The 23082-nt window shown below is 55.0% G+C and carries 18 protein-coding genes, 1 tRNA gene and 1 other RNA gene; 7 read left to right on the top strand and 13 right to left on the bottom strand.

Annotation, left to right across the window (positions count from 1 at the left end; genetic code table 11):
* Positions 1-80: 80 nt before the first annotated feature.
* The 4 genes from DW088_RS10790 to nifJ form a co-directional block, all read right to left on the bottom strand.
* Positions 81-1730 carry an S-layer homology domain-containing protein gene (locus DW088_RS10790; protein WP_158574671.1) on the bottom strand — a complete coding sequence of 550 codons (1650 nt, stop codon included), beginning with the start codon at positions 1728-1730 and terminating at the stop codon, positions 81-83.
* A 91-nt stretch (positions 1731-1821) separates the two neighbouring features.
* A complete protein-coding gene (locus tag DW088_RS10785; protein WP_118360711.1) occupies positions 1822-2658 on the bottom strand; it encodes a hypothetical protein in 837 nt (278 codons plus the stop codon).
* 12 nt (positions 2659-2670) lie between these two features.
* Positions 2671-3504, bottom strand: a complete 834-nt coding sequence (locus DW088_RS10780; RefSeq protein WP_118360710.1) for a hypothetical protein — start codon at positions 3502-3504, stop codon at positions 2671-2673.
* A gap of 425 nt (positions 3505-3929) precedes the next feature.
* A complete protein-coding gene (nifJ, locus tag DW088_RS10775; protein ID WP_118360709.1) occupies positions 3930-7490 on the bottom strand; it encodes a pyruvate:ferredoxin (flavodoxin) oxidoreductase in 3561 nt (1186 codons plus the stop codon).
* Positions 7491-7808: 318 nt separating this feature from the next.
* On the opposite strand from nifJ, the gene DW088_RS10770 reads away from it, so the two are divergent.
* Both DW088_RS10770 and DW088_RS10765 read left to right on the top strand, forming a co-directional pair.
* The gene (locus tag DW088_RS10770) at positions 7809-9332 is read left to right on the top strand and encodes a YifB family Mg chelatase-like AAA ATPase (protein WP_118360708.1); all 1524 of its coding nucleotides are present in this window, start codon (positions 7809-7811) and stop codon (positions 9330-9332) included.
* A gap of 304 nt (positions 9333-9636) precedes the next feature.
* Positions 9637-10869 (top strand): S-layer homology domain-containing protein, encoded by a 1233-nt coding sequence (locus tag DW088_RS10765; RefSeq protein ID WP_118360707.1) that lies wholly within the window; start codon positions 9637-9639, stop codon positions 10867-10869.
* Positions 10870-11815: 946 nt separating this feature from the next.
* On the opposite strand, the gene ssrS is transcribed toward DW088_RS10765, so the two are convergent.
* Positions 11816-12010, bottom strand: a non-coding RNA gene (ssrS, locus tag DW088_RS10760) — 6S RNA.
* 74 nt (positions 12011-12084) lie between these two features.
* On the bottom strand, positions 12085-12357 hold the full coding sequence (locus DW088_RS10755) for a DUF1292 domain-containing protein (RefSeq protein WP_117492244.1): 273 nt from the start codon (positions 12355-12357) through the stop codon (positions 12085-12087).
* 395 nt (positions 12358-12752) lie between these two features.
* On the opposite strand from DW088_RS10755, the gene infC reads away from it, so the two are divergent.
* The 4 genes from infC to DW088_RS10735 all read left to right on the top strand — a co-directional run bounded on the left by infC (position 12753) and on the right by DW088_RS10735 (position 15289).
* Positions 12753-13262 carry a translation initiation factor IF-3 gene (gene infC, locus DW088_RS10750; RefSeq protein ID WP_118360706.1) on the top strand — a complete coding sequence of 170 codons (510 nt, stop codon included), beginning with the start codon at positions 12753-12755 and terminating at the stop codon, positions 13260-13262.
* 46 nt (positions 13263-13308) lie between these two features.
* The gene (gene rpmI / locus DW088_RS10745; protein ID WP_054327617.1) at positions 13309-13512 is read left to right on the top strand and encodes a 50S ribosomal protein L35; all 204 of its coding nucleotides are present in this window, start codon (positions 13309-13311) and stop codon (positions 13510-13512) included.
* A 38-nt stretch (positions 13513-13550) separates the two neighbouring features.
* Positions 13551-13904: a 50S ribosomal protein L20 gene (gene rplT, locus DW088_RS10740; RefSeq protein ID WP_110436155.1), complete on the top strand. Its 354-nt coding sequence runs from the start codon at positions 13551-13553 to the stop codon at positions 13902-13904.
* 125 nt (positions 13905-14029) lie between these two features.
* Positions 14030-15289 (top strand): hypothetical protein, encoded by a 1260-nt coding sequence (locus tag DW088_RS10735; protein WP_118360705.1) that lies wholly within the window; start codon positions 14030-14032, stop codon positions 15287-15289.
* A gap of 509 nt (positions 15290-15798) precedes the next feature.
* On the opposite strand, the gene DW088_RS10730 is transcribed toward DW088_RS10735, so the two are convergent.
* The 6 genes from DW088_RS10730 to DW088_RS10705 form a co-directional block, all read right to left on the bottom strand.
* Positions 15799-15874, bottom strand: a tRNA-Gly gene (locus DW088_RS10730).
* A 167-nt stretch (positions 15875-16041) separates the two neighbouring features.
* On the bottom strand, positions 16042-17055 hold the full coding sequence (locus tag DW088_RS10725) for an NAD(P)H-dependent glycerol-3-phosphate dehydrogenase (RefSeq protein WP_118284960.1): 1014 nt from the start codon (positions 17053-17055) through the stop codon (positions 16042-16044).
* Between the two features lies 1 nt (position 17056).
* Entirely contained in the window at positions 17057-17692 is a 636-nt protein-coding gene (gene plsY, locus DW088_RS10720) for a glycerol-3-phosphate 1-O-acyltransferase PlsY (protein ID WP_118360704.1), read from the bottom strand.
* Between the two features lie 12 nt (positions 17693-17704).
* Positions 17705-19033, bottom strand: a complete 1329-nt coding sequence (der, locus tag DW088_RS10715) for a ribosome biogenesis GTPase Der (protein ID WP_118360703.1) — start codon at positions 19031-19033, stop codon at positions 17705-17707.
* A gap of 318 nt (positions 19034-19351) precedes the next feature.
* Positions 19352-19537 (bottom strand): 50S ribosomal protein L32, encoded by a 186-nt coding sequence (gene rpmF, locus DW088_RS10710; RefSeq protein ID WP_110436149.1) that lies wholly within the window; start codon positions 19535-19537, stop codon positions 19352-19354.
* Between the two features lie 45 nt (positions 19538-19582).
* Positions 19583-20092 (bottom strand): YceD family protein, encoded by a 510-nt coding sequence (locus DW088_RS10705; protein WP_110436148.1) that lies wholly within the window; start codon positions 20090-20092, stop codon positions 19583-19585.
* 175 nt (positions 20093-20267) lie between these two features.
* Here DW088_RS10705 and DW088_RS10700 point away from each other — a divergent pair, with 175 nt between their 5' ends.
* Positions 20268-21236, top strand: a complete 969-nt coding sequence (locus DW088_RS10700; protein WP_118284962.1) for an RluA family pseudouridine synthase — start codon at positions 20268-20270, stop codon at positions 21234-21236.
* A gap of 54 nt (positions 21237-21290) precedes the next feature.
* On the opposite strand, the gene DW088_RS16550 is transcribed toward DW088_RS10700, so the two are convergent.
* A complete protein-coding gene (locus DW088_RS16550; RefSeq protein ID WP_442861186.1) occupies positions 21291-23027 on the bottom strand; it encodes an ammonium transporter in 1737 nt (578 codons plus the stop codon).
* Between the last annotated feature and the right edge of the window lie 55 nt (positions 23028-23082).

Below are 23082 nucleotides of genomic sequence, written 5' to 3'. Positions count from 1 at the left end.
TCTATTATAACCGTTTCATTGCTCGGTTACAAGGTACAGCAAATGAAAAAGGCACCGAGTCGGTGCCTTTTTCGTGTTTATCAGATTTCCTCACCGGTCGGGAGGTACAGCTTATCCATTACGCGGACACAGCCGTTTTCAAAGGTGGCTTCCATCGTGATTTCACCATCGTACTTAATGGTGCCAAGCGTCGTGCCGAAGCGGTCAAAGCAGGTAACGGTATGCTCATCCGTGCGGAGCGCATACACGCCTGCGCCGTCGGTCGGCAGTGCGCCCGGACGGCCGTTCGGGCACTTTACGCGGAACAGAACCTTGTTCGTGCCGTCCGCATCACAGCGGATGTATTCGTATTCGGTATTGCTGAGCCAATGGCTGTAAATGTTCTGACCAACCTCGTCAAACGCATTCTGATAGGTCTTTGTCAGCTTTTTGCCCTTAAAGTTGTACAGCGCATAGTAGCCGGTCGATTCTGCGGCGATGTAGGTATCGCTGTACTGATTCAGCTGCAGCGCGCGCGAGCTGGACGCAATGCGCTTGCCGCCTGCGATAATCGTGTACGAGGAACCGTCCCGATTTACAACAACAAAGCGGTCACCCTTGCCATCACCAGCAAGCAAAATTTCAACAGCCATCTTGCTGTGGTCAAACGCAAAATTCATGCTCCACAGAGTCTTGCCAGTCGTGTCGATTGCGGCAATGGTCTTGCTGTCCACGCGGACAACTGCCTTTCCATCCTTGAAATCGGTCAGCGCGTCATATGTCTGCGTGCTGCTCGTGCCATCGGCATAAATAATGCGGTCCTTTCCATAAACCTCACCGCCATTCTCCGGAGACGGACGCAGCCAGCCTGCCTGCTCGCCGTCCGTGCCGCTAACAGCGTAGTTTTCCAGTGTTTCACCGGTCTTCATGTTGTGCACATCATGCTTATAAGCCACGGTTTCTCGCAGCGTGACCCACTCACCGAACAACTCAATATCGTAAAATTCGCCCTTGGTGTTCTTGTAATCTGTCAGCAGGCGATTGCCCTTTGTATCCTCCAGATATACCTGCGAAACACCTGGGCCGACAGCCCCATAAGTAATCCGATATTTACTGCCGGTACCGCTCGTGCTGTCGTCCTTGACAGCATACTTGGTATCATACAGCCGCAGCATGGTCGCGATGGACTGCTCATGCGTATAGCTGTTATTCGGTGCAAAACGATTGCCGCTGACGCCGTTCATTACGCCCTGATTGTAGACCCAGTACACATCATTCCGCGCCCACGCCTGAATATCCGCGCCGTCCGCAAAAACGTGCGGCATACGGTCCTTTACGTTGTCCTTGGCATTCTTGCGCAGATTGCCCAGACGGTGCAGCATGCTTGCCGCCTGCTGACGGGTCAGCTGCTGCTGCGGTGCAAATTTGCCATTGCCAACGCCGTTTACCACACCCAGAGCCGCGCAGAGCAGCACATCCTCATCCTTGGTATCCGAGAAGGAGACCACAGCCTTATCAACGGATTTTACGTTGCCGCTCTTTTCCCAGGTGCGATAAACCGCTGCCGCCAGTGCACAGAAATCCGCTCGGGTGATGCTCTGCGTGTACGCCTGATCGACCTGCTCCGGCACAATGCCCGCGTTCCGCGCGGTATCCACCGCCGACTTCGCCCAACTGCTCGGCGCTTCCGCTGCCGCAGCTGCCGTTACAAGCATAGCCGCAGATAAAATCGCTGCAATCGTTCGTTTCATAGAAAATCCTCCTTTTAATTCAGCGGTCAGTGATGTGTTTTCTGATCGCTGCATTGTATTTGACGTTGGTATCTGCAAAAGGTTCCCAGATTTATCGGGTAATGTCAAAAAAATCATTGACGGTGCAGGTCTGCAGAATACCGTCCGGCGTGTAGTATTCATCCCGCAGGACACGCTGCTGCTCGTCATACCATATTTTCTCGGTTACGCCGTCCTCGCTGACGCAGACTGCGGTGCGCTCAGCGTCGTCATACGTCCACTCGTTGTCCTGCATCATTTCGTAATTCGGATCATGCACATCATTTTCCATGTGCAGCGTGGAGCCGCGTGCATCCTTCACCGTGATCCATGTACCGGTCAGCACACCCTCGAAAACCGTACTGGTTCTGGTCGTTTCTCCGGTTTTGGGATTGTATTCCGACACTGTCTGTGACTGCATGTTGCCTGCCGTGTCGCAGCTCTGCTCCATATACGGTTCTTCCTCGTCTCCGCGATAGGTGTAAGTCTCTATTCCGTCCGCATCCTCCGTGCGAACGATACGACCCTGCTCGTCATACTCTGTGTAAGAAACCGTTTTCACACCGCAGGTTGTGGAATACCATGTCATTTGGCTGCCGTTGTAAACCTTGCGTTCACTGGAACTCACACCGAACGGACGCTTGCAATTCAGTGACCAGATCTCGCGGTTCTGCGCATCGTAGCCGGTGATTCTGAGATAGGACCATTCCTTCTCATCCGGTATCACGCGCGTTGTCTTTTGCTGTTCAATCCGAGCAGCAGGCTGCATATACGCCAGAAGTGTCCAGTTTTCCGCTGTCGGACGGACATACCGCAGTCCGTTCAGCGATAAGCCGCCGAAAACAGCACCGCAGCAGACCGCAGTGCTCGCCGCCAGCATACCGGCTCGTTTAAGAATGTTCAGCTTCACCCAAACACCTCCTCAGCGGGTGACATCGGTGTAAGTTGTTGTAATCTCACGCGAAAAACCATCCTCCGAAAAGCTATATGCATTTTTTATCCAGCGTCCCTGTTCGTCATACCAGTATTTCTCGGTCGTGCCCTCCGCCTCGTCCACACAGGTGGCCGTGCGCGCGGCATCGTCATACGTCCACTGATAGTCACAGGTTCTCATCTGTCCGCCCGCGCTGACATGCACTTGCTTTACGATGTTGCCATGCGAATCCAGTATGCAGTACTGCGAGGCAAGATAGGTACCATCGTCCTCGTATATGTCCATATTGGTGACGGTACTGCCTGTTTGCGGGTCGGTTTCGGTGATCTTGCGGCCGGTCAACGCGCCCTGCGCGTTGTGCGTTTCCTCCAGATACGTTTCAGTCGCATCGCCGTGGTAGTAATACGTCGATATGCCGCCATAGTCGGTTTCCATACGGATAAGCCGTCCCTGTTCATCATACTGGCAAACCGAGTCCGCTTTTCCGCCCTGACCGAAGAAATACCGCGCCGATATATTGCCGATGTACACATCACGGCTGCTGCCGACCGATGCCAGCTTGCCGAATGTCGTGCGCGACCAAATCTCGCGGTTCTGTGCATCGTATCCGGTGACAGTGTAGGTCGGGTCGCCCTCACCGAAGTCCATAACGCACTGCTCGATGCGTTCCGCCGGTGCGACCCACGGCAGCAGCCACCAGTTATCTGCCGTTGGCCTCATGTAGCGTAAGCCATTCACCGCCAGCGCCCCGAAAACACCGGCTGTACAGGCGGCAGTTGCCGCCGTCAACATTCCCACACGTTTGAGCAGATCTCTGTTCATAAACATCCGCCTTTCTCTATCTAATTGTCCTGCCTGTCTTATCTGGTTTCAGTATAGCATAAATTTTTCCGGAAGGATATATCTCTTTGTATTTTGAAACAGAAATGTATCATGCAGCGGCAAAATCGTTTGTCCGCGCCCGGTTGGCGACGGTGCGGGAGCACAGTGTGCTCCCCCTACGATTGCGCGTGTGCAGATGAATTTACAGGTGCCGTCCGCTGCCATCAGACTAAAGAGTTGCAAGACACTGTTATCCCCCAAGAGACTTTTAGGCAAAATATATCGTGCAGGGCAGGGTGACCTTCCCCCGCCCTGCAATATAGCAGACACAATTCGCGTATGTTACGAAATGAACGCAAAAAAATCCCGCAGAGAAAACCTCTGCGGGATTTATTATGCTATTTCAGCAAGCGCTTTGCGCGATCTTACGCCTCGGGAGCGTACAGATCCTGCAGGCGCTTCAGGTGAGCGTAACGCTTGGTAGACTCTACCTCGGAACGCTCGAACAGGCCCTCTGCACGATCCGGGAATGCACGGGTCAGTGCGGAGTAACGAGCCTCGTTCATCATGAACTTGCGGTAATCCTCGGTCTTGGGCTCCTTGGACTCCAGAATGAACGGGTTCTTGCCCTCGTCAGCCAGCTGCGGGTTGAAGCGGAACAGGTTCCAGTAACCGCAGTCAACAGCCTTCTTCATCTCAGCCTGGCAGTTGGTCATGCCGCCCTTGATGGAGTGCATCTCACACGGAGCATAGCCGATTACCAGAGACGGGCCCGGATAAGCCTCAGCCTCAGCGATGGCCTTCAGGGTCTGAGCCGGGTTAGCGCCCATAGCTACCTGTGCAACGTAAACGTAGCCGTAGCTCATAGCGATCTCAGCAAGGCTCTTCTTCTTGGTGGTCTTACCGGAAGCTGCGAACTGTGCAACAGCGCCGATGTTGGTAGCCTTGGAAGCCTGTCCACCGGTGTTGGAGTAAACCTCGGTATCGAATACCATAACGTTTACGTCCTTGCCGGAAGCCAGAACGTGATCCAGACCGCCGAAGCCGATATCGTATGCCCAGCCGTCGCCGCCGAAGATCCAAACGGACTTCTTAGCGAGGTATTCCTTGTGAGCCAGAACATCCTTGCAGTCCGGGCAGCCTGCTGCTGCGCCCTTTTCGAGCTCTGCAACCAGTGCCTTTGCCGGCTCAGCGTTAGCAGCGCCGTTGTCCTTGGTATCCATGAAGGTGTTGACAGCGTTCTTGAAGTCGTCGGTAGCGTTCTCAGAGCCAGCCATAACCTCGAGCTTGGAGATCAGGCGCTCACGGAGAGCTTCCTGACCATAGTACATGCCAAGGCCGTGCTCTGCGTTATCCTCGAACAGGGAGTTAGCCCATGCCGGACCGTGGCCGTTTGCATCAACGGTGTACGGGGAGGTAGCAGCCGGACCGCCCCAAATGGACGAACAGCCGGTAGCGTTGGAGATGTACATACGGTCGCCGCAAACCTGAGTGATCAGGCGGGCGTAAGAGGTCTCTGCACAGCCTGCGCAGGAACCGGAGAACTCAAGCAGCGGCTTCTTGAACTGCGAATCCTTTACGGAGTTCGTGGAGATCATGTCGGCCTTCTCGGAAACCTTTGCTACGCAGTAATCAAATGCATCCTGCTGAGCAGCCTCGTCAGCCTGCGGAACCATAGTCAGAGACTTGGTCGGGCAAACGCCGATACATACGCCGCAGCCCATGCAGTCCAGCGGAGATACAGCCATGGTGTACTTGTAAACGCCCTTGCCCTTGCCTGCCTTGATGTCAACCAGCTTGGTGGAAGCCGGTGCTGCAGCAGCCTCTTCCTCAGTCAGAGCGAACGGACGGATGGTAGCGTGCGGGCAGACGTAAGCACACTGGTTACACTGAACACAGGTAGCCTCGTTCCACTGCGGAACAGTAACTGCTACGCCGCGCTTCTCGTAAGCAGCTGCGCCGTGCTCGAAGGAGCCGTCAACATGCTCGCCTGCGAATGCGGATACCGGCAGGGAGTCGCCGTCCATGCGGCCGATCGGCTCCATAACGTCCTTGACCATCTTGACAACTTCCGGACGACCCTGCAGATCGCGGGTATCAGCCTCGTCCTGTGCGTCAGCCCAGTCAGCCGGTACGTCGATCTTCTTGAATGCGGTAGCGCCGATGTCGATAGCCTTGTGGTTCATATCAACGATGTCCTGGCCCTTCTTCAGGTAGGACTTGGTAGCAGCGTCCTTCATGAACTGGATAGCCTGCTCGCTCGGCATTACCTTAGCCAGTGCGAAGAATGCAGACTGCAGAATGGTGTTGGTGCGCTTGCCCATGCCGATCTCGATAGCGAGGTCGATAGCGTTGATGGTGTAAAGCTGAACGTCGTTCTTAGCGATGTAGCGCTTCTCGGAAGCTGCCAGGTGCTTGCTCAGCTCTTCCGGAGTCCACTGGCAGTTGATGAGGAATACGCCGCCCGGCTTAACGTCACGCACGATCGGGAAGTGCTTGGTGATGTAGGACGGGTTGTGGCATGCTACGAAGTCAGCCTTGTTGATGTAGTAAGGAGAACGGATCGGCTTGTCGCCAAAACGCAGATGCGAAACGGTTACGCCGCCGGTCTTCTTGGAGTCGTACTGGAAGTAAGCCTGTACGAACTTGTCGGTGTGGTCGCCGATGATCTTGATGGAGTTCTTGTTCGCACCAACGGTACCGTCGCCGCCGAGACCCCAGAACTTGCACTCGGTCGTGCCTTCTGCTGCGGTGTTCGGTGCCGGCTTCTCCTCGAGGGACAGGTAGGTAACGTCGTCGTTGATGCCCAGGGTGAACATCTTCTTCGGCTCTGCCTTAGCCAGCTCCTCGTATACAGCGAATACGGAGGACGGGGGCGTATCCTTGGAACCCAGACCGTAACGGCCGCCGGTTACTACCTTATCGGTGATGCCTGCATCAGCCAGAGCGGTAACAACGTCCATGTAAAGCGGCTCGCCCTGGGAGCCCGGCTCCTTGGTGCGGTCGAGGACTGCGATCTTCTTAGCGGTCTCCGGGATAGCTGCGATCAACTTGTCAGCACGGAACGGACGGTACAGACGAACCTTAACCAGGCCGACCTTCTCGCCGTGTGCGTTCAGGTAATCGATAACTTCCTCTGCAACGTCGCAGATGGAGCCCATAGCGATGATAACGCGGTCAGCGTCAGCAGCGCCGTAGTAGTTGAACAGCTGGTAGTTGGTGCCGAGCTTGGCATTTACCTTGCCCATGTACTCCTCAACGATGCCCGGAACAGCTTCATAGAACTTGTTGGAAGCCTCGCGGTGCTGGAAGAATACGTCGCCGTTCTCGTGAGAGCCGCGCATCATAGCGTGCTCCGGGTTCAGTGCGCGCTTGCGGAATGCTTCAACAGCATCCATGTCGCACATTTCCTTCAGATCCTCGTAATCCCAAACCTGGATCTTCTGGATCTCGTGGGAGGTACGGAAGCCGTCGAAGAAGTTGATGAACGGAACGCGGGACTTGATGGTAGCCAGATGTGCTACTGCAGACAGGTCCATGACCTCCTGCGGGTTGGTCTCAGCCAGCATAGCGAAACCGGTCTGGCGGCAAGCCATAACGTCGGAATGGTCACCGAAGATGTTCAGTGCATGAGATGCAACGGTACGAGCGGAAACGTGGAATACACACGGAAGCAGCTCGCCTGCGATCTTGTACATATTCGGGATCATCAGCAGAAGACCCTGAGATGCGGTGTAGGTGGTAGTGAGCGCACCTGCTGCCAGAGAGCCGTGTACGGTACCCGCCGCACCTGCCTCGGACTGCATTTCGATTACCTTAACGGTAGTACCGAAAATGTTCTTCTGACCTGCGGCAGCCCACTGGTCAACGCTGTCTGCCATGGGGCTGGACGGGGTGATCGGATAGATACCCGCAACTTCGGTAAACGCGTACGATACGTGCGCGGCCGCAGTGTTGCCGTCCATGGACTTCATCTTTCTTGCCATGTTGATGTCCTCCTATAAAAAATTATAATTCTCAATCGGAATTAAAAGCCCTCGTTTTGGTGTATTTTAACCTAAACTAAGCCTTACCTGCCCCTCCATTGTAGCACTCACGCACAAAGTTGTAAACAGTAAATGTACTATTTTCCGCACTATTTTTCAAATTTTGATAAGCCGTTTCGTATTGTGAAACGCATGCAAACTTTTTATCATGGAATTTCTGTGTTTTTTCCGTGTTTTTTATTGCGTAATCTGATGACACATAGTATAGTATTAGATGTATAGTTATCTGGTTATGTCATACGTATCGGAGGGATCGGCATGGTATCTCGCGTATTCTCCGCAGGACTGAGCGGCATTGACGGCTACATTGTCACCGTCGAGTGCTTCCTCTCCGGCGGACTTCCCCGGCTGGATGTCGTCGGTCTGCCGACCGGCGCGGTATCCGAAGCCGGAGAGCGCGTCCGTGCCGCCGCAAAGGCCTGCGCCTTTGACTGGCCCGTGTCCCGACTGACCGTCAACCTCGCACCTGCCGACACAAAAAAGGCAGGAACAGCATACGATCTGCCCCTTCTGCTTTCCATTCTGGCGGCAGCGGGCGAGATCGACGCACCGCCCGACAACGCTCTCTTCTTCGGGGAGCTTTCCCTCACCGGAGAGCTGCGGCCTGTCTGCGGTGCGCTTTCCATGGCGCTTGCCGCGCGTGATGCCGGTTTCAAAACCGTGTTCGTTCCCGCGATGAATGCCGCCGAAGCATCCTATGCTTCCGGTGTGACGGTGTTTCCGATCCGTACATTAAATGAGCTGCTCGGACATTTGAACGGCAGAAAGCCGCTCACGCCGTGTGCTCCTCCGCCCAGGCCCGAGCCGCAGGACGATGCGCTGGATTTTGCGCATGTGCTCGGTCAGCACGCGGTCAAACGCGCGCTCGAGATCGCGGCTGCAGGCGGACACAACGTGCTTCTTTCCGGACCGCCCGGTTCGGGAAAGAGCATGGCTGCAAAGCGCTTTTCCACCATCCTGCCGCCGCTGTCCGACAGCGAACGGCTGGAGGTTATCCGTGTCTGGTCCGCCATCGGCAGAGGACAGGAGGCAGTCGAGCGTGCCGAACGGCCGTTCCGTGCACCGCATCATAATTCCTCGGCCAACGCAATGGCAGGCGGTTCGGGTGCCGCAGGGCGGCTGCCCGTCCCCGGCGAGATCACGCTCGCGCACCGCGGTGTGCTGTTTCTGGATGAATTTCCGGAATTCCGCCGCGATGTGCTCGAAACCCTGCGCCAGCCGCTTGAGGACGGCAAAGTTACCATCTCGCGTGTCGCCGGTCAGGTGACGTATCCGGCACGGTTTCAGCTCATTGCCGCGATGAATCCCTGCAAATGCGGCTGGTACGGCACTGAACGCTGCACCTGCACCAAGGCTGCCGTTCAGCAGTATCTGCACCGTCTGTCCGGTCCGCTGCTCGACCGAATCGACCTGCAGGTTGCTGTGCAGCCGGTTGAATACGCCGCGCTTGCCGCACGAGGTCAGGCCAGCGAGGAACACTCTGCCGACATTCGTGCCCGTGTGCTCGCCGCGCGCGAGCGGCAGTATGCCCGGCAGGGCGCCGACGTGTGCAACGCCGCCATTCCGCCGCCGCAGCTTGCCGAGCACTGCCCGCTGAGCGCGGATGCGTCTCGTATGTTTGCGGCCGCATTTCAGCGACTGGGGCTGACCGCTCGTGCGCATGACCGCGTACTGCGTGTTGCCCGCACGATCGCCGATCTGGCCGACAGCAATGTCATCGAGGCTGAGCATCTCGCCGAGGCTCTGCAGTACCGTTCACTCGACAGAGCCGCAGGTTCTTGACAGCTTGTGGAAAAGTCTGTGGATGATGTGTATAAATTTACAAATACTGTAACTTCGTCTAAATTCGACCATTTCGTTTTATTTAAGGCAATACCGCATAATTGAACAAGAGTGATTTGCGAGTAAGTTTTGCGTACTGACGAGGCGCAGTTTTGCGATAATACTTGATGTATTACCGTGAAACTGCAACAAAGTCAGGGCACAAAATTTCCGCAAAGCACCGCCGCTTTAATTGTGCAGTGTTGCCTTAACATACCGGTTTGTTTTATCAGCAAACCAGCAACCAGTCAGGAGGAAAAATTCAATGTCTCATCCTATCGCTCGCCGTGCCGGTATGCTTGCGCTGACTGCCGCAATGCTCATGCCAAGCGCGGGAGCATTATCCGATGTGTCCAGCTGGGCGCAGGAAGGCGTTGCCGCTGCGCAGAATGCCGGTCTGGCACCTTCGTCCCTGTCCAACAGTGCCGCTTCCGGCTCTATCACCCGCGCAGAGTTCTGTGCCGTTGCGCTGAACGCCTACAAGGCTGTCAGCGGCAAGGCTGTCTATGTTTCGGGCAAAAAGCCGTTTGAGGACTGCTCGGACCCCAATGTCACCGCAGCTTACCTGCTCGGCATTGTAAACGGCCGCACCAACGGCAACTTTGATCCGGATGCCAAGATCAGCCGTGAGGAAATGTGCACCATACTCGACAACATCCTCGCCGCTGCCGATATTGAAGCAACCGAGATCGCAGGTGATGCCTGCATCGAGGATTACCCCGATGTAAGCATGATCAGCGATTACGCAATGCAGCCGGTCGTTATCATGGTCGATCATTCGGTCATCAACGGCATCACCGATACCAGCACGGACACCACCATTCTGGCTCCGTCCGGCACCACCACCCGTGAGCAGGCGCTGATCATGGCAAACCGTTTCTGCACCGCCTTCAAGCCGGATAAGACGCCGATCGCAGCGGTTGACGGCTCCACTAACCTGCCGACCACCGCCGGTTCTTCCACCTCTGCCGCAACCACTATCGCCGGTCTGCCGAAGACCGAGGCTGAGAAGATGACCTACGTTTACGGCGCAGGCAACGGCAAGTACCAGTCCGCAGCTGAGGCTGAGGCTCACATGGTAGAGATCGTGGTTCCGGTATGGCATCTGCAGTCCAACGGCACCAAGGTGGCCTCCAAGGCTTATCTGCAGGTAAACGCTTCGCTGGCTTCCATCTATCAGGCAATCTTTGAGGAGATCTTCAACGGCTCCGAGAAGTTCCCGATCTATGATGTAGGCTGCTACTCGTGGCGCACCGGCGAGCACTCGCAGGGCACCGCAGTTGATATCAACCCGGACGAGAACATGGAAGCTACCATCAACTCGGACGGTTCCCTGTCTCCGACCTGCGGCACCCACTGGACGCCGTATATTGATCCGTACTCCATCCCTGAGGGCGGCGATGTTTACAATGCCTTCACCAAGTACGGCTTCACCTGGGGCGGCAACGGCTGGCGCACCAAGCGCGACTACATGCACTTCAGCTACTTCGGCCGCTAAGCACTACATACGAAATGGCAAAAGAAGGGACGGCTTATCGTTAGCCGCCCCTTATCTTTTGTGAAATTTGTGTAACTTTACAGGAATTTTATTTGCATTTTTAGAATAACATGCTATAATAATATATAGAGTACATTAGTAAGGAGGCATGACATCATGAGAAGACTTTCTATTCCGCAGAAGCCCGACCGTCCGGACATCGACGATCTGATCTTTGGTGATGACCATAAGACGCAGAGCGAAAAGTAACCGCACTTTTTGATCGGTTCCACGCAGGGCTTGCAGAGAAACAGCAGCCGCGTGGTTTTTTTATACCTGTTTTTGAAAGGAAACATATAAAAATGGAATCATCCAGTCCCGCGTCACGGACAAAAATGTAACACCCGAAGCATTTTTAATGCCTCGGGTGTTTTCTTTTCTGTTAGTCTAGAGATTACGAACAGCGCCTGCGAATGACATATACAGTTAAATGTTATCGTAGGGCGGGGTGCTCTACGGATATGATATAATATAAATTTCAAAGATTAAATCCGCAGGTGCTGTCTGTAATAACACGCTAACGAATTGTGCGGCACTGTTATCCCCCAGGGGACCCTCTCTTGCCCTTCGGGCAATTCACCTTGTGCCGCACCCAGCGTAGAGTTGCCCTTATGTGTAGCAGCAAAGTATCTGACACTGCGTATAGGTAAAGAAATGGGAGCACACTGTGCTCCCCTACGGTAATAAAAATCCTCTGCCGTTCCCCTATTTCGGAGCGGTCGCCGCTCTCCGATTTTCGCCAGGCTATCCCCAAGGAAAGGGGTGATTCACAAGAGGGTGGAAACCTTGGTGTCTACCCTCTTGTGCCCCTGCCGGGCAGGCAAGATTCGTTCGCTTCGCAAGCGACAAACCTTCGTATATAACGATTTAACAAACTCGAAGTTCGATTTCCGTACTCATGCAAAAATAAAACCCCACCCTGCCGATGCAGTCCAATTAGTAACCTGCACGACTCATGCAGGTGGGTCCTCTGTTTGATACCTCTGCGCTTCCAACTTCCGTGTATACCCGGGAGGCCTGCTGCTCAGTATCAAAACTTTCCGAAGTCCCGTACTAAAAATGTGGGTTAAAAAAGGACTGCTGTCGAACAGGGCAGGATCTTACCGAAATAAAATGCTTTGCTTCCGATAACGAAGCTGCGCTGTTTACTCTTATTTTATGCCATCGGCCGGAGAATTACTCCTCCTCTGCCTCGGCGCGTTCCATAACGATGTTGAACACTGCATCTGCGATCTCGTCATCCTCGACCGCCTCGAGCAGCTCTTCGCCGTTCTCCTCAACGATCTGCATGATAACGACCTCTGCATCCTCCTCGATGGAGATCTCTGCAGGGATAAACGCCAGATAGGTCACGCCATTATATTCCACGGTGTCGATATGCTCAAACTCGACCTCGTTGCCGTCCTCGTCGATCAGGGTTACAAAATCATTGCCGTATTCCTCGCTCATGGGTCCGGCACCTCCTTCAATTCATAGTAAAGGGGATCAATCAGGTGTTTCCTGTCCCTTGTATTAAGCATAACAAATTATGACGTATTTGTAAAGCCTTATGTTGTGCATTCAGCACTACACTTTACACGATCATAGTATGTCTGTTGCTGTAATAATCATACCAGTTAAAAAACGTGAAATAAAGCCTTGACTTTGCAAATTAATTCTGGTATAGTAGTTGAGGTAACAAGGAAGAAGGCAGGTCCTCACCCGCAGCGAAGCAAACGGGTCAATAAAGCACAGAAGCCGCTTTGCGCGCTCTGCGATTTTATTTGGAGGACGGTCTGAATGATCAGTCCTTTTTCTTTTTGTCTTAAACCGATTTCGTTTGGAGGTGCTTACCAATCAGCAGCATGGAACATCAAATCAATGAAGAGATCCGCGACAAGGAAGTTCGTCTGATCGGTGACGACGGCGAACAGCTCGGCATTCTGCCTATTCAGCAGGCACAGGATATCGCCGTAGAAAAGGGCATGGATCTGGTCAAAATCGCGCCGCAGGCTAAGCCGCCTGTCTGCAAGATCATGGATTACGGTAAATTCCGTTTCGAGCAGGCAAAGCGCGAGAAGGAAGCGCGAAAGAATCAGCGTGTCGTGGAGATCAAAGAGATTCGCCTGACGCCTAATATCGACATCGGCGACCTGAACACCAAGGTAAAGAACGCTTGCCGCTTCCTGCAGGACGGCAACAAGGTCAAGGTTTCGGTTCGCTTCCGTGGCCGTGAGGTCACGCACGCGTCGCTTGGTCAGGATCTGCTCCATCGCTTCGCGGAGCTGTGCTCGGAGTGCAGCACGGTAGAAAAGCAGCCCAAGCTCGAAGGCCGCCAGATGCTGATGTTTCTGGCGCCCGCAAAGGACAAGTAAAACCAACGCGCATATATAGCGCAAATTCAGAGAGGAGCAAAACCTTATGCCTAAGATCAAAACGCACAGCGGTGCAAAAAAGAGATTTTCCGTTACCAAGAACGGTAAGTTCAAGCGCGGTCACGTTGGCAAGCGCCACCTGCTCAACGGCCATGGCAAGACCACTAAGCTGAAGCGCCACCTCCGCAAGGAAGGCTTCGCAGATTCTACCAACGTAGCACAGCTGAAGCGTCTGCTGCCGTACAAGTAAGTTAGAAAACAACATCTTTCATATAGGAGGCAAACACAATGGCAAGAGTTAAGGGCGCAATGATGACCCGTAAAAGAAGAAAGAAGATCCTGAAGCGTGCTAAGGGTTACTGGGGTTCCAAGTCTACCCACTACCGTGTAGCCAACCAGGCTGTAATGAAGAGCCTGAAGTACGCTTACATCGGCCGTAAGCACAAGAAGCGTGACTTCCGTCGTCTGTGGATCACCCGCATCTCTGCAGCTTGCAAGACCTGCGATATCAACTACAGCCGTTTCATGAACGGTCTGAAGAAGGCTGGTATCGACCTGAACCGCAAGATGCTGGCTGACCTGGCTGTAAACGACCAGGCTGCATTCGCTGCACTGGCTGAGAAGGCTAAGGCTGCACTTTAATTGCATAACAAAAACGAGTCTGTGAAAACAGGCTCGTTTTTTTGCATTCAGCGTTCCGCTCGGAACGCTGTTTTCATATTCCGCGCTCCTCTGCCCTATACTGTGATGGTAAGGAGTGTGATGAAATGGGTCCGTCCATTTACTTAGGGGTACAAGGCTACGGCTGCGCCCGTGCCGAGGATAAAGATCGGTTTGCGCATCGGTTTCGGCAGGACGACAGCGTATGCTGCTATGCCGTGTGCGATAAAGGCCGATACGCCATCCAGAATCGCTTGCAGGAAGGTCATGCGTATCATTTGACCATCCGGCAGGAAACGGTGACACAGGCCGTTCTCAGCCGTCCGGATGCACAAGGCGTAATCAATGCCGTCAGCGGCAATTCCATCACGGTAGACGGCATGCACCTTCCCTGCCGCGCTGTGTTTGAAATCCGCACACGAGCCGGCGGCGCTGTCGTTCTGCCGTGCTTTCTCACCGGCCGGATCGCCGGAAGTTATGCACAGGTATTCGGCGGTGCTGCGTATATCCGGCCTGCTCCGCAGATGTACCATCCGCCGGTTCACGGCATTCCCGGTCGGCGCACGCTGCAGAACCTGCTCCGAACCGCCTTGATGCCCGTCGGCACCGCGCTGTACGTCTACGGCGGCGGCTGGAACCGGCAGGATACCGGCTCCGGTAACACCGCTATGCACATTGGTCTGCCGCAAAGCTGGATTGACTTCTTCGACTGTCAGAACGCCTGCTATACCTACCGCAGCGACAGCAATCCCGCGCACAGCTACTACCCGACCGGCGGCTGGAACCAGTACGGCTATGCCGGTCTGGATTGCTCGGGCTATCTCGGCTGGACGCTGTACAATACCCTGCATAGCGAGAGTGCGTCTGTCTCCGACTGTGACGGCTATGTCACGCCCGCCGCCGAGTTTGCCCATACGCTTGCCCAAAGAGCCTGGGGTACCCTTTCCCGTCAGGACTGCGGCAACGGCCTGCAAGAGCCGTCCTCGTTCCGTCCCGGCGATATCTTCAGCATGGACGGTCATGTGTGGCTGTGCATCGGTCCCTGTCGAGACAGCAGCATCGTCATCGCGCACTCTACGCCCTCGCCCAGCAAAACCGATTGCAGAGGCGGCGGCGTACAGCTCAGCGCGCTCAATCCCGCGAGTGATGCGGATAAGGATTGTCAGGCTTATCGGCTTGCAGAACGCTTTATGCAGCGGTATCCGCGCTGGAGTGCAAGATATCAGGCGCAGCTGCTGCCGTATTCAGTTTATGGGAAGCTGTCTGAGAATCCGCATGCAGGATTGTTTCGGTGGAATGATTTTCTCTCCGATAAAGAAGGTGTTCGGGAACAGTTTGCGAAGGAGATTCTGCAAATTGAGAATTGAAAATGGGGAATAGAGAATTACGCAATGGAAAAGCGTGGTGCAGGGCGTCCAGTGACACTCCTGTGGGATAGATTGTACCAATTATCGAATCCGCAGGCGCCGACCGTGGCCACCAAGCCAGCGAGCTGCGCGACACGGGTATCCCCCAGGGGACCCTCTCTTGCCCTTCGGGCAATTCACCTTGTGTCGCGCCTGCGTAGAGCTGCCGATATGTGTAGCAGTACGGAATCCGGCACTGCGCAGAGGTAAAGAAATGGGAGCACACTGTGCTCCCCTGCGGTAATAAAAATCCTCTGCTGTTCCCCTTTTTCGAAGCGGTCGCCGGTCTCTGATCTGCGCCAGACTAACAAACAAAAGGAAGTGGGAGTTAAGAGGGTAGAAACCTTGGTGTCTACCCTCTTGCCCCGCCGCAGGGTACGGCGACTTCCCGCCAAAGATTGGCGCCCATTCCTCAATCTTCAGCGAACAGAAAAAACAAAAAATCCACTTGCTTTCGCAAGTGGACTAACTGGAGCGGCTGACGAGGCTCGAACTCGCTACCTCCACCTTGGCAAGGTGGCGCTCTACCAGATGAGCTACAGCCGCATATTCCTTTCATCTCGCTTTTGGCTTACCGCCTCAAAGCAAGATTTATTATATCAGGTAATGTGTCCCCTGTCAACACTTTTTTCTCTTTTTCCGCAATTTTTTCCGAGCAGCAGAAAACCGGCAGTCTCCTGCCGGCTTTCCCTTCTCTTTTTCCTTTCAGCTTCTCAGTGCACCCAGACCTCTTCGTGCTCGCCGCGGCGCGGACGATTGAGCAGATGCCGAATCGCCTCCTGTGCAGGCATGCCGCCGTACAGCACAGCGTACATCGCTTCGGTGATCGGCATGGACACACCCTGCTGCTGTGCAAGGTGATAGCCCGCCTCGGTCGCGTAATAGCCCTCGACCGTTGCACCGACCTCCTTCATCGCCTCCTGCGCGGTCGCGCCCTTGCCGATCAGGATACCGGCACGGCGGTTGCGCGAGTGCATGGAGCAGCAGGTTACGATCAGATCGCCCACACCGGACAGACCCGCAAATGTCTCCTGCTTGGCGCCCAGCTTGACGCCCAGACGCGCAATCTCGGTCAGACCACGGGTCATGAACGCCGCCTTGGAGTTGTCGCCCAGACCCAGACCATCCGAAATACCGGCGCCGAGTGCGATAATGTTCTTGAACGCACCGCCCAGCTCACAGCCGATGATATCAGACGAGGTGTACACGCGGAAGTTGGTATCGTTCATGAACGCCGCCTGCGTCAGCTCAGCCGCCGCACGGCTCTCCGAAGCGGCTACGATAGCCGTCGGAATGCCGCGTGCAACCTCCTCGGCGTGCGTCGGACCGGTCAGTGCAACGACCGGATTGCTGCCGTTCATCGCGTTCGAGATGGTCTCGGAGAACCGGCAGTAGCCGTGTTTGGAGTCCAGACCCTTGCCGACGTTGACGATAACCGTATGCGGCGGCACGATCTTCGCCAGCTGCTCCGCCGTGCTCGCTACCGCGAAGGACGGCACCGCCAGCACGACCAGATCCGCCTTGGCAGCGCCGGACATGTCAGTCGTAATCTCAATGCCCTCCGGAATGACAACACCCGGCAGCAGCTTCTCGTTGCAGCGCTCGCGGTGCAGCAGGTCACACTCCTCCTGCAGATAGGTCCACGAGGTTACTTCATGTCCGTTCTGGTGCAGCAGCATCGCCAGTGCGATGCCCCAGCCACCGGTACCCAGTACAAAAACCTTCATGTTACTTCTCCTCTCCGTCAGGCGATGCTTCGATCGTCTTTTTGCTCTTAAAAGAGAATTTATTTTCCGTGCCGTGCAGGATGCGTCCGATATTCGAGCGATGCATGAAAACGACTGCCGCCGCCATGCCGAACGCCATTGCCGTCAGCACCGGATCGCGATAGAACAGCCATGTCGTGATCGGAAAGCTGACCGCGCCGAGGATCGAACCGAGCGAGATCCACTTCGTCAGCACGACCGACAGGATGAACAGCGCAAATGCAATGGCGAACACGCGCCAGTCAAAAAACGCGAGCATAACCGCACCGACCAGTACGCCTTTACCGCCCTTAAAGCCGAAATACAGCGGGAACATGTGGCCGAGGATAACGAAAATACCCGCTGTCAGCTTGCCGACCGGACCGCCGAGCGCCCAGCCGACCGAAACCGCTGCGGCACCCTTGGCAATGTCACCGAGCAGAACGAACAGCGTCTTTTTCGCACCCATCGTGCGGTACGCGTTCGTCAGACCGGCGTTGCCGCTGCCGTAGTTGCGGATATCCTTGCCAAGCGTCACCTTGCTGACAATGATCGCAAAGCTGAGCGAGCCGAACAGATACGCGCACACGGCAATGATCGCAAAATGCGTAAGTGTCATGTTGCCCTCTCCTTACTGCGACTTGTCGCTGCGCTCGCGGATGACCATGCGTACCGGCGTACCGGTCAGACCGAACACCTCACGGATCTGGTTTTCCAGATAACGCTGATAGGAGAAATGGAACAGACGCGCGTCATTGCAGAAGCAGACGAATGTCGGCGGGCAGGTAGAGGCCTGCGTCATATAGAAGATACGCAGACGGCGGCCCTTGTCCGTAGGCGGCTGCACGCGTGCGGTTGCCTCCGCGAGAATGGCGTTGAGTCGGCCGGTCGGAATGCGCATATGGTTCTGCTCATATACCTCATGGATGAGCGAGAACAGCTTGTCCACGCGCTGACCGGTCTGCGCGGAAATGAACAGCACCGGTGCATACGGCATGTATGCCAGACCCTCACGGACACGCAGCGTGTACTCCTTCATGGTGGAGCCGTCCTTCTCGACCAGATCCCACTTGTTTACCACGATGATGCACGCCTTACCGGCGTTGTGCGCCTCTCCGGCCACCTTGGTGTCCTGCTCGGTAACGCCTTCGGTCGCATCGATCATGATAACGCACACATCGGCGCGCTCTACCGCCAGCAGCGAACGCATAACCGAGAATTTCTCGATCTTCTCGTCCACCTTGCTCTTCTTACGGATACCGGCGGTGTCGATGAACGTAAACTTGCCGTGGGAGTTGTCCACATCGGCGTCTACGCTGTCGCGGGTCGTACCGGCAATATTGGAAACGATAACACGTTCCTCGCCGAGCACGCGGTTGAGCAGACTGGACTTGCCGACGTTCGGCTTGCCGATGAGGGCCACACGAATGCGGTCCGCGTCCTCCTCTTCCTCGTCTGCCGGCGGGAAGTATTCGTAAGCCGCATCCAGCAGCTCACCGACACCATAGCCATGCAGCGCAGAAATACCGTACGGCTCGCCCAGACCGAGGTTGTAGAACTCATAAAACTCCGCCGGAGGATCACCCGGCTTGTCGCACTTGTTGACAGCCAACACGAGTGGCTTGCCCGAGCGCAGCAGCATGGACGCAACGTCCTGATCGGCGGCAGTAATGCCGGTGCGCAGATCGGTGATCAGTATAATGACATCCGCATGCGAGATCGCGGTCTCTGCCTGAAAGCGCATGAACTGCAGAATCTCGTTATCGTTCGACGGCTCAATGCCGCCGGTGTCGATGACGGTGAAATCACGACCGCGCCAGTCGCTGTCAGCGTACAGGCGGTCGCGGGTAACGCCCGGCGTATCCTCAACGATGGAAAGCCGCTTGCCCGCCAAGCGGTTGAACAGCTGCGACTTGCCGACGTTCGGACGGCCGACGATCGCAACAATAGGCTTTGCCATAAATTTCCCCTCCTTTAAGGTCAGTTTAAGACATTTGCAAACAAATTGCAAGCAAGAAATTCGTTAAAACCGCGCGTCAGCGCGCATTCAATAGAATTTCCGCAGAAAATTCACAAAAAGCCGCAGCATGTATGTGGCTTTTGATACAAGAAAGCAAATCAGTATGCCCGCAAGGACGCGCTGATTTGCGCCCGGAACATATCCGAGCCGTGCTCGGTACGTCCCTCTCGATGCAAAGGCGAGCCTTTTCATCGAAACCTGAAAAAAAATGGAGAAAGCTATCCGGCCTTCTCCATTTTTCCTGTTCTGTTTTAAGGCTTACGCTTCCTTAACGGACTTAACCTCACGACCGTTGTAATAGCCGCAGGCCTTGCACATTCTGTGCGCCAGCTTCATCTCGCCGCACTTCGGGCACTTAGCCATGCCGGGCAGAGAGAGCTTCCAGTGGGAGTTACGACGCTTGTCGCGGCGTGCCTTAGAAATTTTACCCTTAGGTACTGCCATGTTGGATACACCTCCTACTCTATCGTCTTATTTTTCAATACGAACTCATTCGCCCTTGTCGGAATCGAGCAGGGCGCGCAGCGCGGCAAATCGCGGATCGATCTGCTTTTTATCGCAATCGCAGTCGGTCACATTGCGGTCGGCGCCGCAGTGCGGACAGAGGCCTTTGCAGTCCTCTTTGCACAGATAGGTCATCTGTACCTGCAGGATCAATGCCGGCACCAATACGTCCGCAGGATCCACGCTGTCGCTGGTCAGCACAAAAAGATCGTCCTCTTCCTCCGCCTCGGGGTCATCCGAGAGCATCATATCGGCCTCGGCTGAGAGCGGAATCTCGAGCGGTTTCAGGCAGCGTGCACATTCGGTGGAGTAGATCGTTTCGATCGAACCCGCCAGTCTCACAACACCGCTTTCATTAGAAACCACGCCTTTGATGTGGACAGGGCTTTGAAACGGCTTCGCGCCATAGAGCTTTTCGTCCGTCAGGTCGATCGTTTCATCGAACGGAATCGACGCATGTGCAGACGTGTTCAGCTTTTTTAAGTCAATCTTCATGTCAACCTCACATGGTACTAAGATAGTATACTACAAACAATCGGTCTTTGTCAACCAAAAAATCTACAAAACACGGTATTTTTCCGAACTGTCCGCCCGCACTTTTCTTTTTTCGGAAAATGCGGTATACTGGTTTCACCCAAACGGGCAAATCAACGGAAAAGGATACCCTGCCTTGAGAGAATATTATATCACAAAAAACGACAGCGGACAACGTCTGAATAAATTTTTAGAGAAAGCTGTGCCGCTTTTATCCGGCGGCATGATGCATAAATACCTGCGATTAAAGCGCATCAAGGTCAATAACAAGCGCACTGAAGCTGCCTACAAGCTCGCCGAGGGCGATTCCGTGCAGCTTTACCTCAATGACGAATATTTTGACGCGCCCAAGGAGGAAGAAGCCTTCCGCCGCATCAAAACACCGCGCGTGCGCGTCGTGTACGAGGACGAGCACATCCTGCTGGCGGATAAGGCGCCGGGCATGGTCGTTCACGCAGATGAGCACGGCGACACGGATACGCTCATCGCACACATTCAGGCGTACCTGTTTCAGTCCGGTGCGTGGAATCCGGATGATGCCGCATCATTTGCACCAGCCCTGTGCAACCGTATCGACCGCAACACCGGCGGCATCGTCATCGCGGCAAAGACCGCTGAAGCGCTGCGCATATTAAATGATAAGATCAAGGACCGCGAGATGGAAAAGCGGTATCTGTGCATCGTGCACGGCAGACCCAAGCCGCCCGAGGGACTGATCGAGAATTATCTCCGCCGTGATGAAAAGCGCAAGCAGGTCACGCTGCACAGGACCCGCGTGCCGGGTGCCAAGACCGCACGCACGCGCTACCGCACGCTCACGTCGCACGGCAGACTGTCGCTCGTGGAGTGTGAACTGCTGACCGGCCGTACGCACCAGATCCGTGCACATATGGCGTCCATCGGCTGCCCGCTGCTCGGCGACGGCAAATACGGCACGAACGAACTCAACCGTCCCTACGGCGAAACCGGTCAGGCGCTCTATGCCTATTCCCTCACCTTCCGATTCGCGCAGGACGCGGGAGCCTTGCAGTACCTTAACGGAAAAACCTTCACAGTCAAGGACATTCCGTTTGTGAAGAAGTATTTTCCGAACTTCAAGCCATGAGTAATTGAAAATGGAAAACGCTGAGCCGTGGCTCAGCGTTTTCCTTTATGCGATTTAGTTATCGTCCTGCAGGGCATCAAAGCCTTCTGCGCCGGTACGAACCTTTACGACGTTCTCCACATCGTAAACGAAGATCTTGCCGTCACCGATATGACCGGTATACAGAACCTTCTTGACCGTCTCAACAACGGTTTCAACCGGAACCTTGGATACAACAACCTCCATCTTCATCTTGGGCAGCAGGGTTACGTCAACCTCAGCGCCGCGGTAATACTCGGGAGCGCCCTTCTGTACGCCGCAGCCGACTACGTTGGTCACGGTCATACCGGATACGCCGATGGATGCCAGTGCTTCCTTCAGAACCTCAAACTTGGACTGCTTTGCAATGATAACGATCTTGCTCAGCTTGTGGCCGCCGGCAGCAGCCGTGCCCTCTGTGGTAACCTTGGTCACCGGAACAGCCTTTTCGACTGCTACCGGGATGGTATCCTTGATCTTTGCAGCGGTTTCGCCAGCCTTGGTGCCCAGAACAGTAGGAACGACCGGCATAAAATCTGCGTATGCGGAGGACAGGCCATGCTCAGGCTTATCCAGACCCATGATCTCCTCAGCCTCGCTTACACGCAGGCCGATGGTGTGCTTGATAACATTGAATACGATGGTCATGGTGATTGCAACCCATGCAATGACTGCAACGACACCGAGAACCTGAATGCCGAAGAAGCGGAAGCCGCCGCCGTAGAATACGCCGAGAGGCTCAACTTCGGTGCCATTATAGTAAGCGAACAGGCCGGTAAGAATCGTGCCCAGTGCACCGTTGATGCAGTGCACGCCGACAGCGCCGACCGGATCATCGACCTTGAGCTTCTGATCGACAAATTCTATACCGAATACAACAGCAAAGCCTGCGCAGATACCGATGATAACCGAACCGAACGGAGTAACCACATCGCAGCCTGCAGTGATGGCTACCAGACCTGCCAGAGAGCCGTTCAGCGTCATGGAAACATCAGGCTTCTTGTAGCGGATCCAGGTGATGCACATAACGGTTACGGTTGCAACAGCAGCTGCCATGTTGGTGGTTACAAATACACGGGATGCAACCTCAGCACCGCCGCCCGACAGTGCAACGGTAGAGCCGCCGTTGAAACCAAACCAGCAGAACCACAGGATAAAGCAGCCGAGTGCGCCGAGCGTCAGGGAGTGACCCGGAATTGCACGAGCCTTGCCATCCTTGGTGTACTTGCCGATACGGGGACCGAGGATGGCTGCACCGATCAGAGCGGCAACACCGCCGACCATATGTACCGCCGTGGAGCCTGCAAAGTCGTGGAAGCCAAGCTCTGCGAGCCAGCCGCCGCCCCAGATCCAGTGACCGGAAACCGGATAGATAACCGCAGAAATAATCATCGAGTAAATGCAGTATGCAGAGAATTTGGTGCGCTCTGCCATCGAACCGGAAACGATGGTCGCGGCAGTTGCACAGAATACGGTCTGGAAGATCAGGGTCGTCCAGTCGTAGCCCTCACCGACAACGCCGTCCGCGAAGAAATCAAAGCCGCCGAAGAACGGGCTTGCCGCACCGAACATGATGCCGAAGCCAAGGATCCAGAAGATCGGCGTGCCGAGCGAGAAGTCCATCAGGTTCTTCATAATGATGTTGCCGGCATTCTTTGCTCTGGTGAAGCCGGTCTCAACCATTGCGAAGCCCGCCTGCATAAAGAATACCAGTGCCGCCGCAACAAGCGTCCAGCCTACGTCCATCGACGTAGCAAGTTCCATGATATCCATTTTTAATGACCCCCTTGGAAATAGAAATGGCGTATATCTCCACCATCCCGGAAGG

Origin of the sequence: Butyricicoccus sp. AM05-1 (genome assembly GCF_003474415.1) — a bacterium.
GTDB classification, from domain to species: Bacteria; Bacillota; Clostridia; order Oscillospirales; family Butyricicoccaceae; genus Agathobaculum; species Agathobaculum butyriciproducens.
The sequence above is the reverse complement of the archived record's forward strand: the minus strand, read 5'-3'. Positions and strand labels throughout refer to the sequence as shown.

What these genes read in the sequence shown, in the direction of transcription:
- plsY (WP_118360704.1), bottom strand. Translation starts at nt 17,692, where the DNA reads ATGACACTTACGCATTTTGCGATCATTGCCGTGTGCGCGTATCTGTTC.
- DW088_RS10765 (WP_118360707.1), top strand. Translation starts at nt 9,637, where the DNA reads ATGTCTCATCCTATCGCTCGCCGTGCCGGTATGCTTGCGCTGACTGCC.
- rpmI (WP_054327617.1), top strand. Translation starts at nt 13,309, where the DNA reads ATGCCTAAGATCAAAACGCACAGCGGTGCAAAAAAGAGATTTTCCGTT.
- DW088_RS10735 (WP_118360705.1), top strand. Translation starts at nt 14,030, where the DNA reads ATGGGTCCGTCCATTTACTTAGGGGTACAAGGCTACGGCTGCGCCCGT.
- DW088_RS10790 (WP_158574671.1), bottom strand. Translation starts at nt 1,730, where the DNA reads ATGAAACGAACGATTGCAGCGATTTTATCTGCGGCTATGCTTGTAACG.
- DW088_RS10725 (WP_118284960.1), bottom strand. Translation starts at nt 17,055, where the DNA reads ATGAAGGTTTTTGTACTGGGTACCGGTGGCTGGGGCATCGCACTGGCG.
- DW088_RS10705 (WP_110436148.1), bottom strand. Translation starts at nt 20,092, where the DNA reads ATGAAGATTGACTTAAAAAAGCTGAACACGTCTGCACATGCGTCGATT.
- rplT (WP_110436155.1), top strand. Translation starts at nt 13,551, where the DNA reads ATGGCAAGAGTTAAGGGCGCAATGATGACCCGTAAAAGAAGAAAGAAG.
- der (WP_118360703.1), bottom strand. Translation starts at nt 19,033, where the DNA reads ATGGCAAAGCCTATTGTTGCGATCGTCGGCCGTCCGAACGTCGGCAAG.
- DW088_RS10755 (WP_117492244.1), bottom strand. Translation starts at nt 12,357, where the DNA reads ATGAGCGAGGAATACGGCAATGATTTTGTAACCCTGATCGACGAGGAC.
- DW088_RS16550 (WP_442861186.1), bottom strand. Translation starts at nt 23,027, where the DNA reads ATGGATATCATGGAACTTGCTACGTCGATGGACGTAGGCTGGACGCTT.
- DW088_RS10770 (WP_118360708.1), top strand. Translation starts at nt 7,809, where the DNA reads ATGGTATCTCGCGTATTCTCCGCAGGACTGAGCGGCATTGACGGCTAC.
- DW088_RS10780 (WP_118360710.1), bottom strand. Translation starts at nt 3,504, where the DNA reads ATGAACAGAGATCTGCTCAAACGTGTGGGAATGTTGACGGCGGCAACT.
- infC (WP_118360706.1), top strand. Translation starts at nt 12,753, where the DNA reads ATGGAACATCAAATCAATGAAGAGATCCGCGACAAGGAAGTTCGTCTG.
- rpmF (WP_110436149.1), bottom strand. Translation starts at nt 19,537, where the DNA reads ATGGCAGTACCTAAGGGTAAAATTTCTAAGGCACGCCGCGACAAGCGT.
- nifJ (WP_118360709.1), bottom strand. Translation starts at nt 7,490, where the DNA reads ATGGCAAGAAAGATGAAGTCCATGGACGGCAACACTGCGGCCGCGCAC.